Origin of the sequence: Cobetia amphilecti (genome assembly GCF_020217465.1) — a bacterium.
Classification (GTDB): Bacteria; Pseudomonadota; Gammaproteobacteria; order Pseudomonadales; family Halomonadaceae; genus Cobetia; species Cobetia amphilecti.
In genome coordinates, this window is the sequence record NZ_CP084115.1 from 1,691,935 (window position 1) to 1,706,703 (window position 14,769).

The following is a 14,769-nucleotide window of genomic DNA, read 5'->3' on the forward strand; positions in this document are numbered from 1 at the left end:
GGCGGCCATCGCGTAGCCGTCTGACTGGCGTGCTGGCGCCCACACTCTTCACAGCGGTGCATCGTTCATGGAAATCAAGGTCAACTTTCTCGACAACCTGAGGCTCGAGGCGAAATTCGACGACTTCACGGTCATCACCGATCAGCCCATCCGCTACAAGGGTGATGGGTCGGCGCCGAGCCCGTTCGACTACTTCCTGGCGTCGTCGGCGCTGTGCGCGGCGTACTTCGTGAAGGTGTACTGCGTGGCGCGGGACATCCCGACCGAGAACATCCGCCTGTCGCAGAACAACATCGTCGACCCGGAGAACCGCTACAACCAGATCTTCAAGATCCAGGTGGAGCTGCCGGAAGACCTCTCCGACAAGGACCGTCAGGGCATCCTGCGTTCCATCGAGCGTTGCACGGTGAAGAAGGTCGTCCAGACCGGCCCGGGCTTCGAGATCGAGACGGTCGACAACCTCGACGAGGACGCCCAGGCATTGCTGATGGCGGAGCCGCCAGAAGGGCAGAGCACCTGGATCGAAGGCAAGGACCTGCCGCTGGAGCAGACCATCGCCAACATGACGGGCCTGCTGAATGATCTCGGCATGAAGATCGAGATCGCCTCCTGGCGCAACATCGTGCCGCACGTCTGGTCGCTGCACATTCGTGATGCCGCCTCGCCGATGTGCTTCACCAACGGCAAGGGTTCGACCAAGGAGAGCGCGCTGTGCTCGGCACTGGGCGAGTTCATCGAGCGTCTGAGCTGCAACTTCTTCTACAACGACCAGTTCTTCGGCGAAGCCATCGCTGACAGCGAGTTCGTGCACTACCCGAACGAGAAGTGGTTCCAGCCGGGCCCGAATGACGAGATCCCGGAAGGCGTGCTGGATGACTACTGCCTGGAGATCTTCAATCCGGATGGCGAGCTGGGTGGCTCCAATCTGATCGACACCAATTCCGGACGTGCGGACCGTGGCATCGTTTCCTTGCCGTTCACTCGCCGCTCGGACGGTGAGACGATCTACTTCCCGTCCAACCTGATCGAGAACCTGTATCTCAGCAACGGCATGAGCGCCGGCAATACTCTGCCGGAAGCCCAGGTGCAGTGTCTGTCCGAGATCTTCGAGCGTGCCGTGAAGCGCGAGATTCTCGAGCAGGAACTGACCCTGCCGGACGTGCCGCAGGAGGTGCTGGCCAAGTACCCGGAAATCGTCGAAGGCATCGAGGCACTGGAAGCCCAGGGCTTCCCGATTCTGGTCAAGGACGCCTCGCTGGGCGGCCAGTTCCCGGTGGCCTGCGTCACCTTGATGAACCCGAAGACCGGCGGTGTCTTCGCCTCCTTCGGCGCGCACCCGAGTTTTGAAGTCGCCATCGAACGCAGCCTGACCGAGCTGATGCAGGGCCGCAGCTTCGAGGGTCTCAACGACTTCATGCCGCCGACCTTCAACTCGCTGGCCGTGTCCGAGCCGAACAACTTCGTCGAGCACTTCATCGACTCCTCGGGTCTGGTCTCCTGGCGCTTCTTCAGCTCCAAGACCGACATCGAGTTCGTCGAGTGGGACTTCTCCGGCAGCAACGAAGAAGAAGTCGCCAACCTGTTCGGCATCCTCGATGAGATCGGCAAGGAGGCCTACATGGCGGTGCACGAGGATCTTGGCGCGCCGGTGTGCCGTATCCTGGTGCCGGGCTATTCCGAGGTCTATCCGGTCGAGGACCTGGTGTGGGACAACACCAACATGGCGCTGGATTACCGCGAGGACATCCTCAATCTGCATCGTCTCGATGACGAGCAGCTGGCGGACCTGGGCGAGCGTCTCGAAGAGAGCCAGCTTGATGAGCACATGGACATCAAGACGCTGATCGGCATCGAGTTCGACGAGAACACCATCTGGGGTCAGCTGACGATTCTCGAGCTGAAACTGATGATCAACCTCGCGCTGGGTCAGCACGAGGACGCGCTGGATCGCGTCGAGATGTTCCTGCAGTACAACGACAACACCGTCGTGCGCGGCCTCTATTATCAGGCCATGAAGGCGGTGCTGGAGATCACGCTGGATGACGAGCTGGAGCTTGAGGATTACCTCTACAACTTCCGCCGCATGTTCGGCGAAGACACCATGGCTGCCGTGGTGGGCTCCGTGCAGGGCGAGGTGCGCTTCCATGGTCTGGAGCCGACCAACATGCAGCTGGAAGGGCTCGATCGCCACCTGCGTCTGATCGAAAGCTACCAGAAACTGCACGCCCATCGTGCTGCCCTGGCGGCCAAGCAGGGCTGATGCTCGCCTGCTGAATCCCGTGGCATGACAAGAACGGCCCCTCACTGGATGGTGAGGGGCCGTTTTCGTAGCCGGGCGCTTATTTTCTGTGCTCAGGGCTCAGGGCTCAGGGCTCAGGGCTCAGGGCTCAGGACTTAGCGCAGCACCTGCTGTCCCTCCGCCAGACGCTGACAGCATTCAATGATCTGCTCGCGGATCCAGCGATGCGCGGGGTCCTTCTGATAGCGGCGATGCCAGCTCAAGTGGAAGGGGAAGGAGGCAAAGGCGACCGGCGGTGCCACACGGGTGACGGCGAACTGGCGACAGAAATGCTGGCATAGCCCGGTGGGCAGGCTCGCGATCAGTGGCGAGCGCTCCAGCAGCGAGGGCACGGCCATGAAGTAGGTGACCGCCAGGGCCACCTCACGCTTGAGCCCCTGGCTCTCGAGCTGCTTGAAGATGCCGCTTTTCAGGCGGGTATGGGGCTGTACCAGCACATGGGCGTGGTGCTCGAAATCCGCCTTTGTCATGCGGCCTTCATCATCCAGACGCTCCAATAGCGGATGCCCGTTGCCGACCAGACAGTCGATGCCTTCCGTGATCACTTCCCTGACCACCAGATTCTCGGGCGGATCGACCTGACGCCCGAAGGCGAGGTCCGTCGTACCGCTCATCACGCCGGCTTCGCTCATGTCCTGCGAGAGACGGCGTACCTGGAGGGTGATGCCCGGCGCCTGTTCACGCAGGATCGTCGCCAGTTGCGGCAGGATCAGCACCTCGAAGTAATCGTTGGCGGCAATCTCGAAATGACGGCTTTCGGTGGTGTGGTCGAAGTGCCGCTCGCTGTTGATCAGGCCATCGAGGTCGGTCAGCGCCGCCTCGATGGTCGGGAACAGGTGATCGGCCTTCTCGGTAGGGCGCATGCGCTGGCGGTCGCGGATGAACAGCGGGTCATTGAACAGCTCGCGCAGCCTGGAGAGCGCCGCGCTCACCGAGGGCTGACTCAGGTGAAGACGCTCGCCGGCGCGCGTGACGTTCTGCTCGAGATACAGCGCATGGAAGGTGCGCAGGAGGTTGAGGTCGTAGTTGAGCTTCATGATGACTACCAGAGCAGGCGGAGTGTCGCGGCTGCACTCTGGCGAGTGAGCACTATTTGTCTGGATGATAGCAGCTATCTGTACTATCGATTATCACGATGGCAAGTGCAGGCGGTAGGGTAGTGATCAGAACACGACGAGTGATCCAAGCGACCCACAGGAGTGAGCCATGAGTGATGTGAAGCGGACGCAAGCCGAAGAGGAAAAGATCGTGCTGATCACCGGCGCCTCCAGCGGTATCGGTGAGGCCACCGCGCGCACGCTGGTGAAGGCCGGGCACAAGGTCGTCGCGACCGCCCGTCGCAAGGAGCGCCTCGATGCGCTGGTCGATGAACTGGGCAGCGACAAGGTGCTGGCGATTGCCGCCGATGCGACGGACTACGATCAGCTTGCCAAGGTCGTCGAGCAGGCCGTGGCCCAGCATGGCCGTCTGGATGTGGCGTTCGCCAATGCCGGTACCGGCGTCAGCCAGACAGGCACCGAGAACGGCGATCCCGAGGAGTGGAAGCGAGTCATCGACATCAACATCAATGCGCTGCTGTGGACCGCCCACGCGACCCTGCCGCACCTGAGAGAGAGCAAGGGCCACTTCATCCTCACCAGTTCCGTGGCCGGCCGCGCCAACCATGCGGGCTCCATCTACAGCTCCAGCAAGTGGTTTGCCTACGGCTTCGGCCAGAACCTGGCGATGGAAATGGCCGAGTGGCAAGGCCGCTGCACCACCATTACCCCGGGCATGGTCAATACCGCCTTCTTCGATGAGCCCAAGCCGGACAAGCTGGACCCGCAGGATGTGGCGGATGCCGTGCTCTACGCCATCAGTGCCTCGCCGCGTGCCAATATCCGCGAAGTGCATCTGATGCCGACCTATTGAGCCGGTTGCCGGCATGCGAGTTGGCGAGTGAATGGGCCGATGAGCACGCTGGTGCAAGATAACTATTTGTGTGTGCGATAGTGGCTATCCGGACTATCGATTATGACGATGGTGATGTGAGCAGTAAGCTTCATTCAACACAGGGCGAGCACCACTTGGTGACCATCACGTGGTGACCATCACGTCGCCGACATCTTTCGTGAAGTGACCGTTGCGGGCTATCCCGCACGTTGAGGAGAGCATCATGAGCAAGGTTCTGGTAGTAGTGACATCCCACGATACGCTGGGTGACACGGGCAAGAAGACAGGCTTCTGGCTGGAAGAGCTGGCGGCTCCCTACTATGTCATGAAGGACGCCGGCATCGAGGTGACGCTGGCCTCTCCCAAGGGCGGTCAACCGCCGCTGGATCCGGCAAGCCAAGGCGAGGATTTCCAGACGGATGCCACGCGTCGCTTCGACAAGGACGCCGCTGCTCAGCAGGACCTCGCCACCACCGCCGTGCTGGCAGACATGAAGGTCGAAGACTTCGACGCCATCTTCTACCCGGGTGGCCACGGCCCGCTGTGGGATCTGACCAACGACGCGGATTCCATCCGTCTGATCGAGCAGTTCCATGCGGCTGGCAAGCTGGTCAGCTCCGTCTGCCACGCCCCGGCAGTGCTGCTGAACGCCCGCAAGCCTGATGGCACTCCCTTCGTGGACGGCGTGCGTGTCACCGGCTTCACCAATGGCGAAGAAGAAGGCGTCGGCCTCACCAATGTCGTGCCGTTCCTGGTCGAAGATGCCCTGCAGCAGAAAGGCGGCATCTATGAGAAGAAGGCCGATTTCACCTCCTTCGCGATTCAGGATGGCCTGATCATCACCGGTCAGAACCCGATGTCTTCCGAAGGTGTCGCTGAGCTGCTGATCGACAGCCTCAAGAAGTAGATCGGGCGAGTTCAGGCTCCATGAAAAACCCCGCGACCGGGTCACCGGTCGCGGGGTTTTCGTCTTTCAGGTGGCGGGTCTCAGCTGCGCCCGGCTGGTTCAGTTGTTCTGAGCCAGTCGCCTGGTTCAGTAGAATGAGCCAGTCGCCTGTTTCAGTAGAACAAGCCAGTCACCATCAGCCATTCGAGGCTTTCGCTGCCCGCGCAAGCTGGGTTACGTAGGCATCGAGCACTTCCGGCATCGAGAGCGGTGTCGGGTTGGCCGCCGTGCCCATCGGGTCATTCTCCAGCAGGATGACCCTGTCGTTGCTGAAGGTGGGCAGGTCATTGTCCGCAAGATGCTGGTTGAGGCGCTCAATCAGCGCCTGGCCGCCGTAGGTCAGGATGATATCGACGTCGGCCAGCTCCGCCAGTTGTTGCGGGGGCACTCGCCCGCCAATCTTGCCGTCGCTGGCACTTGCCGTCACGAAGGACGGGGAGGTCAGCCCCAGCTCGGCAAGGAAGCGCCCCCGGGCATCGTTGTCGTTGTAGAAGGCGATCCGGGTCGGGTCTTCAGGGTCGATATAGCGCAGGGTGATGGCCGACTTGCCCTTGATCTCCGGGTGGGCGGCGATGTTCTCGGCGACCTGGGCCTCGAGACGCTCGATCAGTGCTTCCCCTTCGGCGGCCATGCCCATGCCGGCACTGTCGAGGCGAATCATGTCGCGCCAGCTGGAAGACCAGCGCGGCCCCGGGCGCGCCACGACCGGCGCGATCTTGCTGAGCTTGGCGTAATCGTCTTCGCTCAATCCTGAATAGGCGGCGAGGATGACGTCCGGCTGGCTGGCGGCCACGGCATCGAAATCGAGGGTCTTGCCCTGATCGAACAGATTGGCCGAGTCGGCCCCCAGTGCTTCCAGGCGCGCCTTGACCCACGGCATCATGCCGTCGCCGTCATCATCCCCGAAGTCCTGACGGGGGAAGCCCACCGGCACCACGCCCAGTGCCAACGGCACTTCATGATTGGCCCAGGCGACGGTGGCGATACGTTGCGGCTTGTTCTCGATGACGGTAGTACCGAAGGCATGTTCGATCGTGAGCGGATACTGCGCCGTTGCCTCGGCGGAGGCAGATGTTCTGGCAGACGACATGTGTGCAGTCGCTGACTCGTGTGCCTGTACGGCAGGTGTGAGGCAGGCAGCCATGACGGTGGTCAGGCCGATGGCGCAGGAAAGTCGCGTGAGTCGCAAGGGAGACTCCTTGTAGGATCGGCTGGCGGCAGACGCCGCTGGCCAGAGATGAGATGACAGCCCCTGGCGGGGAGGGGCTGTCGGTGGGTAGGCAAGCGTTACGTGTGGAGACGGGTGTCCTGTCGGCAGGGCGGGCCCGTGCTCAGAAGTCGTAGGTCATGCTCAGCAGCGCACTGCGCGGCGCGCCGTACAGGTACTGGCTGTAGAAGCCCTGCTGCGTGTAGTACTCCTCATCGAAGAGGTTGGACACGTTGAGCTGGGTGCTGAAGTTGTCATTGAAGCGATAGCGCGCCATGGCGTTGGCGAGGAAGACATCGCCCTGGCCGACCTTCTCGGTACCGGTGGGCGTGTCGGTATCCTTGTAGGTATCACCCTGCCAGGTGCCACCAGCGCCCAGCGTCAGACGCGTCCAGTCGCCGGGCAGCTGCCAGGTGGCGTAGACCTTGGCCTGCTGGCGCGGATAGCTGGTATTGAGCTGGGTGCCATCGGAGTCCTCGGCGTCCACCAGTGCGTAGCTGGCGGAGAGATTGATGCCCGGCGCGACTTCACCGGCCACTTCCAGTTCGAAGCCTTCGACCACGGCGCCGTCTGACTCGGTGTAGGCCTGATCGGTGGTGCCGGCGACATAGACGCCGGGGATCTCGACAGCCAGATTGTCCTGCTCGCTGCGGAAGACGGCGAAGGACACGTCAGCGCGGTCCTCGAACAACGCCGCCTTCAGGCCCGCCTCATAGCTGGTGCCCTCGAGCGGGTCGAGCAGGGCGCCATCGGGGGCACGTTCGCTCTGGGTGTTGAAGATCTGCGTGTAGCTGGTATAGGCGGTGAGGTTGTCGGTAATGTCGACGATCAGGCCGGCATAGGGCGTGAACTCGTCGTTGTATTCATAGCTGCGCTCGCCACGGTAGTCCTGGTCGATCTCCCAATCGGTCAGGCGGGCGCCGATGATCAGGTGCACGGGGTCGGCCAGCGAGAAGCGCGTCACGGCGTAGAAACCGCTCTGCTCGGTTTCGGTGTCGTCGGTCAGGCCCCATTCGCCCCATTCCGGCTCGGCCAGCGCCGGGTCATCGCGATCGGTGAAGCTGCCCAGCGCCGGCACGGCGCTCGCCGGGGTGCGGCTCCAGATCTCGTACTCTTCCTTGAGCTGCATGTAGCCAAAGCCCAGCTGGTGCTCACGACCGAGCAGCTCGAAGGGGCCCTCGGCGCTCAGATTCAGGTTCTTCTGGGTGCGATCACCGCGATAGTCGACCAGATACGAGGTCGTCGGTACCTGACGATTGCTGTCGTAGTAGAGGATGCCATTGTCACGATCCACATAGCCGCCACGGTAGTTGTAGGTCAGCCCGTAGTTGGCATCGCCATGACTGTAGGCGGCGGTCGCCTTCCAGCCGTTGGCGAAGTAGTGGGTCAGGTCGGCGAAGCCGCGCGTGTTCTCGGTGAAGAAGTGCGCCCATTCGGTATTGTTGGCGACCGACTGGTCGAAGTCGGTGCGCGTGCCGTCGGTGTAGTAGAGCGGCACGCCCAGATAGGCGCCATCCTGGTCATAGCGCTGATACTCGACCCCGACGTTCAGCTCGGTGTCAGGCGTCAATTCGGCGGCGATCACCCCGTAGAGGGTCTCGCGGTCATTCTCGACATCATCCATGAAGCTGTCGGAGCGGTCCTTGGCGGCCGCGAAGCGCACGCCGACCTTGCCGGCATCATCCAGCGGCGTGCTGACATCCACCACGCCACGTCGTCGGTCCCAGCTGCCGACTGCGCCTGTCACGCTGGCCGCGGCTTCGTCCAGCGGCTTCTTACGCACGAAGTTGACGGTGGCGGACGGGTCGCCGACGCCTGTCATCAGGCCGGTGGCCCCGCGGACCACCTCGACGCGATCATAGATGGCGGTGTCCCACTCGGCGTCGCCGAACGGCCAGAAGCTGCTGGTGTTGCTCTGTTGGCCATCGAACTGGAAATTGCGGATGGTATAGCCGCGTGACTGGAAGCTGGCGCGGGTGCCGTCCAGGCGATTGGAGGACACGCCCGGCAGGCGGTTGATCGCCTCCGTGGTGCTGGTCAGCGCCTCATCATCCATCTGCTGGCGGGTCAGAAAGCTGACAGACTGCGGTGTCTCGCGTGGCGACAGGGTCAAGCCATTGGCGCTGGTGCTGGAGTCGACCGTATACGCCTGAGTCTCTTCCGTGGTGCCGCCTTGCGCCTCGCCGACGATGGTCATCGCCTCAAGCGTGCGAGTCTCATCCGCGATAGCGGTGGCACTGAGCAGTGACGAGGTCGCGAGCGCAATGGAGAGGGCGAGTGGCGAGCGAGTGAAACCTGGACGGCGGAGTGAGTGAGCCAAGACTGCGTTCCCTAGTTGTTTATAATAATCATTATTATTTACCCGCTGGCGGCACTTTTGTTTTGCGAAATGCCAGACACGCTTTGCGGGATGCCAAGAATGAAAATTTCGGGGAACTTCATGAGCCCGGCATGGTGCTATCGGGCGATGGGTCTGGTCATGCGGCAGGCCAGAGACAGCTGCCGGGCCACGTGTTCGACACATTCAGGCCACGCACGCAAGCGTCATACTGAAACGCCCCGCGACCGTTCATCCGGTCGCGGGGCGTTTCGTTTCAGGGCTGTTGCTTTTGGGCTGTGGCTCCTGGTTCTGCGATGCAGGGCGGATCAGGGGTTACGGCGCGCTTACTCGCGCTCCACCCACGCCTTCCAGCCGCCGTACTCGCTGATGTCCGTCATCGGCACGCCGCTGTCAGCGGACACCGAGCAGATGAAGCCCGCGACCCAGCGGCTATCTTCGAGTTCGATCTGGCCCAGTCCCAGCGGGAAGGGGATGCCGGCGAGGAAGCTGCCGACACTGTCGATGGGCAGAGACCAGACCTCCAGCGCGATGCTGGTGCCGTCTTGCGGGGCACGCAGCATGGCCGGTTTGGCGGGTGTCGCGTCATCCAGTTGATAGAGGCGGTAGCTGGGTGCGCTGTGAGTGCGCGCGACCAGACGGGCCTCGCGCTGGGTGAGCTGATGATTGAGCGGCATGCCACTGAGGTGTGCGCCGCAGACGGCGATCTCGAGTCGGCCATTGGCCGCCGCGGGCAGCTGGCTTTCCGCGAGGCGCGCCTGAGGACGGGCGACGGCGCTGGCACCCAGCGGCAGCGCGAATTCGTGCTCGAGCAGACGCGCGATGCTGAGCAGCTGCAGGTCTTCGAAGGCGGGCGCGAACAGCGTCACGCCCCCCGGCAGGCCCTGGCGATTGAAGCCCACCGGCACGGCCAGCGCGCTGAGATCCAGCAGGTTCATGAAGTTGGTCCAGGTGCCCAGCTCCGAATTGACCGCGATCGGCGCCTCGGCCAATTCCGCCTTGGTGGGCAGGCGCGGCGTGGTCGGCGCCAGCATCACGTCGACCTGCGCCAGCAGCGCCTCGGCCTGACGGCGGTATTCGGCCAGTTGATAGCGCGCATCGAAGGCATCGACGGCCAGCGGCGTGGCACCGCCGAGGGTGATCTCGCGAGTCACCGGGTGCAGCGCCTCGGGGTTGCGCTCGATCAGCTCGCGCACCGCGTGATAACGCTCCGCCACCCAGGGGCCTTCATACAGCAGGCGCGCGGCGGCCAGCAGCGGGCTGCAATCCAGCTCGACCAGCTCGGCCCCCAGCGCTTTGCACTGGCGCATCGCGGCTTCCATGTAGCCGCTGTAATCGCTGTCGGTATGCCACTGAGCCCGCGGCGGCACGCCGATGCGCAGGCCAGCCAGGTCGGGCAGCACGCCATAGGCCTGGCCGTGAACGCTGAAGTCATGCTCGCGCGCCCAGCGGTTGTCGGCATCGAACTGTGCGGTGACTGACAGCACCTTCGCGGCATCATCTCAGCCCAGCGCGAAGATGGAGATGGTATCCAGCGTCGCGCAGGCCGGTACCACACCACCTCCACTGAGCAGGCCAAGCGTCGGCTTCACGCCGACCAGATTGTTGAAGCAGGCCGGAACCCGGCCGGAACCTGCCGTGTCCGTGCCCAGCGCGAAGCTGACCTGGCCCTGGGCGGTGACGACGGCGGAGCCACTGCTGGAGCCACCCGGCACATAGGCGGGGTCGAAGGCATTGGCCGGGGTGCCGTAGACCGGCAAGGCGCGTTCCCCGACCAGCCCGGTGGCGAACTGGTCCAGATTGGTCTTGCCCATCGGAATCGCGCCTGCCGCGATCAGCTGCTTGACCACGAAGGCATCATCGCTCGGCGTGTAGGCAAATTCCGGGCAACCGGCGGTGGTGGTCACGCCGGCGAGATCGATATTGTCCTTGATCGCGAAGGGAATGCCGTAGAGCGGCAGCGACTCGGGCGCCACGTCGTCCAGACGTGCCAGATAGGGTTCCAGCTGCTGTGCTGACAGGCGGGTGATCCAGGCGGCGTCGGTCTCGGCCTGCGCGGCCAGCAGCTCATCCACCAGTTGGCGCGGCGTCATCTCACCGGCCTGATAGGCCTTGCTCAGCGCCGTGATGCTCAGGTTGAGCGGGGTATGGGTCATCATCACAGCGTCTCCTCGGAGGACAGGGTCGATCGGGTGTTGTCTGGTGCGCTGGCATCAGCGGAATCCGTGGCTTCCACGGCGGTCGACAGCACGATCAGTGGTTGGCCGGGGGCGACGCCGCTGCCTTCCTTGATCGGCAGGCGCACGACACGGCCAGCGGTGTGGGTGCGAATCTCGACTTCCATCTTCATCGACTCGACCAGCGCCACCACCTGGCCGGCCTCGACGTCATCGCCCTCAGCGACTTCCAGCTTCCACAGGCTGCCGGTGACCGGTGTCTCGATGCCCAGCTCGTCATCACTCAGGCTGTCGGCTTCCTGCACCTCATTGATCTGATCCTCGAAGGTGAACTGGCCGCGCGCATGCCAGTCGTCGATTTCCTGCTGGAAGGCGGCCTGGCGGCGTTCGCGGAAGGCATCGGTCTCGGCCTGGTGTTCGGCGATCTGTGCTTGATAATCGGCGAGACGGAAGCGCGTCTTCTCGATCTTGAGGTCGTAACGCCCCTGAGGGTGATCACGACGGATCTGCTCGAGCGCTGCATGGCTGACCGGATGGAAGCGCAGCTGATCGAACACGCGCAGCAGCCACGGGGTAGTGAAGTGCTCGGTGCGGCGATAGCGATTCCACATCTGCAGCGTGCGGCCGACGAACTGATAACCGCCCGGGCCTTCCATGCCATACACGCACAGATAGGCGCCACCGATGCCCACCGAGTTCTCGGCGGTCCAGGTACGTGCCGGGTTGTACTTGGTGGTCACCAGCCGCTGGCGCGGGTCCAGCGGCGTGGCCACCGGCGCGCCGAGATAGACATCGCCGAGGCCCATCACCAGATAGCGGGCGTTGAGCACCGTCTCGCGCACTGCCGCCTCATCGGCGAGGCCATTGATGCGGCGAATGAATTCCAGATTGCTCGGGCACCAGGGGGCATCCGGGCGCACCGAGCGCTGGTACTTGTCGATGGCCTGCTGACACGCCGGATCGTCCCAGGACAGCGGCAGGTGCACAGTGCGGGCCTCGATCTCGATGTCCTCGACATCCTTGAGCGCGACTTCGGCCTGTTCGAGATGCGCCATCAACGTCTCGAGCGTCAGGCTGCGCGGGTCGTAATGCAGTTGCAGCGAGCGAATGCCCGGGGTCATCTCCATCAGGCCGGGCAGCGGGTGCTCCTTGAGCCACAGCATCCAGGCGTGGGCGCGGAAGCGCAGCGCGATATCCAGCTCCATCTGGCCGAATTCGATCAGCAGGAAGTCATCGCCGGCGCGGCGATAGACGATCTGCTCGCCGCCTTGTTCGGCGCTCAGGCGCTTGAGCACCGGCGAGTCATCGGGGCGCGGACGTTTTGCGGCGATGGCGCTCAGCGTGGCGCCGCCGGTTTCCGTCAGGCCCTTTTCCAGAGTGTCGAGCTGGCCACTGGCGAGGGCGGCGATCACGGCGTCCTGCTGCACCTCGATGGTGCGGGCTTCCTCCAGAGTCAGCGCGACGAAGCGGATGCGATCACCGGCGGCCAGCTGGCCCAGCTTCCAGCGCTCAGCACGCACCACGGTGGCCGGACACACGAAGCCGCCCAGCGACGGGCCGTCCGGGCCGAGGATGACCGGCATGTCGCCGGTGAAGTCGATGGTGCCGAAGGCGTAGGCGTTGTCATGGATATTGGAGGGATGCAGACCGGCCTCGCCGCCGTCGGCGCGCGCCCACTGCGGACGTGGGCCGATCAGGCGTACGCCGGTGCGGCTGGAGTTGTAATGCACTTCCCAGCGGTGACCGAAGAAGGTGCTGATGTCGTCTTCGGTGAAGAAGTCCGGCGCCCCGTGCGGGCCATAGAGCACGCCGATCTGCCATTCGCGGCCTTGTGTCCTGTCTTGAGCGTTCCCGCCTTGTTCATCCGCGACCAGGCCAGCGCCCTGCGGGATCAGCGCCTCGGGCAGCCGGGTCAGGGCGGGCGGGCGGCACTCGGCGAGATCGGCCAGCGGCAGGGTGTCGCCACTGCGCAGCGCACGTCCGGCATGGCCGCCGAACTGGCCCAGGGTGAAGGTCGCGCGCGAGCCCAGATACTGCGGGCAGTCGATGCCGCCGGCGATCAGCAGATAGCTGCGCGCGCCAGCAGCGACCTTGCCCAGACTCAGGGTGCTGCCAGCGGCGATCTCATGCACCTGCCACAGGGCAAGTTCGTGAGTCGCGGCGTCAGCAGCGCTGTCTTGCGGTGCTGAAACGGACAGCGTGGCGGGCAGCGGTGCGCCGGCCAGTACCACGCGCGTGGCGCGGTGGAAGTGCAGCGTCGGGCCATTGAGAGTGATCTCGAGGCCTGCGGCATCGGCGGCGTTGCCCAGCAGCGCATTGCCGAGACGGAAGGCGTAGTCATCGAAGGGGCCGGAGGGCGGCACGCCCACATCCCAGTGGCCCAGGCGACCCGGCATGTCCTGCACGGTGGTCAGAGTGCCGGGGACGAGTACCTCGAAGGTCGGCGCGGCCCACTCGAGGCCTTCCAGCCAGCGGGTGTAGATCTCGACATTGATGAAGCGCGGGTCTTCCAGCAGGTGCGACAGCCACTGACGGTTGGTCTCGATGCCGTAGAGGCGAGAGGCCGCCAATGCCTTGGAGAGATCGCCGCGCGCCTGTTCGCGAGTTGGTGCGTGCACCATCACCTTGGCCAGCATCGGGTCGAACCAGGCGGGGACCTCGAAGCCGGCCTCGATGGAGTGATCCACCCGCAGCTGGCTGTCGTCGGCGAGGGCGGCGGTCACGGCGTCATTGGCGAACTCCACCTCGGTGAGCAGGCCGCTGGAAGGGCGGAAGTCGTGCTGCGGATTCTCGGCATAGACACGTGCCTGCATGGCGTGGCCGCGGGGAGTCAGCGGCGCGACCAGCTCGCGCAGATTGCCCAGCTCACCGGCGCCCAACTTGAGCATCCAGGCGACGATGTCCACGCCCCACACAAGTTCGGTGACACCGTGCTCGACCTGCAGACGCGTATTGACCTCCAGGAAATAGAAGGCCTGACGCTCGGCGTCATAGATGAATTCGACGGTACCGGCGCTGCGGTAATTGACGGCTTCGCCCAGGCGGATGGCGGTGGCGATCATGTCGTCGCGAACGCGCTCGGGCAGGTTGGGTGCCGGGCATTCCTCGATGACCTTCTGATGGCGGCGCTGACTGGAGCAGTCGCGCTCGCCCAGCGCGATCACCGTGCCTTCGCCGTCACCGAACAGCTGCACTTCCAGGTGACGGGCGCGGGCGATGTACGCCTCGAGGAAGACGCCACCATCACCGAAGTTGCGCTCGCCCAGGCCCTTGACCGAATCGAAGGCGCGGCTGAGGGAGGCTTCGTCGTCACAGACCTGCATGCCGATGCCGCCGCCGCCGGCGGTGGACTTGAGCATCACCGGATAGCCGATACGGGCGGCCTCGCTCAGTGCGCTCTCGACATCGTCCAGCAGGCCGGTGCCGGGCACCAGCGGCACGCCGGCATTCTCGGCGATGGTACGCGCTTCGTGCTTGAGGCCGAAGGCGTGGATCTGCTCGACGGTCGGGCCGAGGAAGACCAGGCCAGCGGCGTCACAGGCCTGGATGAAGCGAGTGTTCTCGGACAGGAAACCATAGCCCGGGTGCACGGCCTGGGCGCCACTCTCGCGGGCGATGGCGATCAGCTTGTCGATGTCGAGATAGGTCTCGGCGGCGGCACCTTCACCGAGGCTGTAGGCTTCATCGGCCTCGCGCACGAAGGGGGATTCACGGTCGGCTTCTGCGTAGACGGCGACGCTCTGGACACCGAGGGCACGCAGCGTGCGCTGGATTCGGGTGGCGATGGCGTCACGGTTGGCAATCAGGACCTTGTGGAACATGACGGAGTCATCCTTCCGGCGGCGGGTCGTCCCGCCTTCAAACTGTGAG

Annotated in this window: 8 protein-coding genes and 1 pseudogene; 3 read left to right on the forward strand and 6 right to left on the reverse strand. The window is 64.1% G+C overall.

Going from position 1 to position 14,769, the window contains the following annotated elements; genetic code table 11:
- Positions 1-67: 67 nt before the first annotated feature.
- Entirely contained in the window at positions 68-2,260 is a 2,193-nt protein-coding gene (locus LCW13_RS07265; protein WP_225347914.1) for an OsmC domain/YcaO domain-containing protein, read from the forward strand.
- Positions 2,261-2,394: 134 nt separating this feature from the next.
- Here LCW13_RS07265 and LCW13_RS07270 read toward each other — a convergent pair whose 3' ends face one another.
- A complete protein-coding gene (locus tag LCW13_RS07270; protein WP_225347915.1) occupies positions 2,395-3,336 on the reverse strand; it encodes a LysR substrate-binding domain-containing protein in 942 nt (313 codons plus the stop codon).
- Between the two features lie 169 nt (positions 3,337-3,505).
- Here LCW13_RS07270 and LCW13_RS07275 point away from each other — a divergent pair, with 169 nt between their 5' ends.
- Positions 3,506-4,210 carry an SDR family oxidoreductase gene (locus LCW13_RS07275; RefSeq protein ID WP_225347916.1) on the forward strand — a complete coding sequence of 235 codons (705 nt, stop codon included), beginning with the start codon at positions 3,506-3,508 and terminating at the stop codon, positions 4,208-4,210.
- 244 nt (positions 4,211-4,454) lie between these two features.
- The gene (locus LCW13_RS07280) at positions 4,455-5,138 is read left to right on the forward strand and encodes a type 1 glutamine amidotransferase domain-containing protein (RefSeq protein ID WP_215824280.1); all 684 of its coding nucleotides are present in this window, start codon (positions 4,455-4,457) and stop codon (positions 5,136-5,138) included.
- Positions 5,139-5,313: 175 nt separating this feature from the next.
- On the opposite strand, the gene LCW13_RS07285 is transcribed toward LCW13_RS07280, so the two are convergent.
- The 5 genes and pseudogenes from LCW13_RS07285 to uca form a co-directional block, all read right to left on the reverse strand.
- Positions 5,314-6,267, reverse strand: coding sequence for an ABC transporter substrate-binding protein (locus LCW13_RS07285; RefSeq protein WP_225347917.1), 954 nt, complete (start codon positions 6,265-6,267; stop codon positions 5,314-5,316).
- Between the two features lie 241 nt (positions 6,268-6,508).
- On the reverse strand, positions 6,509-8,704 hold the full coding sequence (locus LCW13_RS07290) for a TonB-dependent siderophore receptor (protein WP_225347918.1): 2,196 nt from the start codon (positions 8,702-8,704) through the stop codon (positions 6,509-6,511).
- A 344-nt stretch (positions 8,705-9,048) separates the two neighbouring features.
- Positions 9,049-9,585, reverse strand: a complete 537-nt coding sequence (locus LCW13_RS17520) for an allophanate hydrolase-related protein (protein WP_404813683.1) — start codon at positions 9,583-9,585, stop codon at positions 9,049-9,051.
- Positions 9,562-10,881, reverse strand: a pseudogene (gene atzF, locus LCW13_RS07295) (allophanate hydrolase); the annotation flags it as partial. The pseudogene atzF and the gene LCW13_RS17520, both read right to left, overlap by 24 nt.
- Positions 10,881-14,720 (reverse strand): urea carboxylase, encoded by a 3,840-nt coding sequence (gene uca, locus LCW13_RS07300; protein ID WP_225347919.1) that lies wholly within the window; start codon positions 14,718-14,720, stop codon positions 10,881-10,883. The pseudogene atzF and the gene uca, both read right to left, overlap by 1 nt.
- Positions 14,721-14,769: the final 49 nt, after the last annotated feature.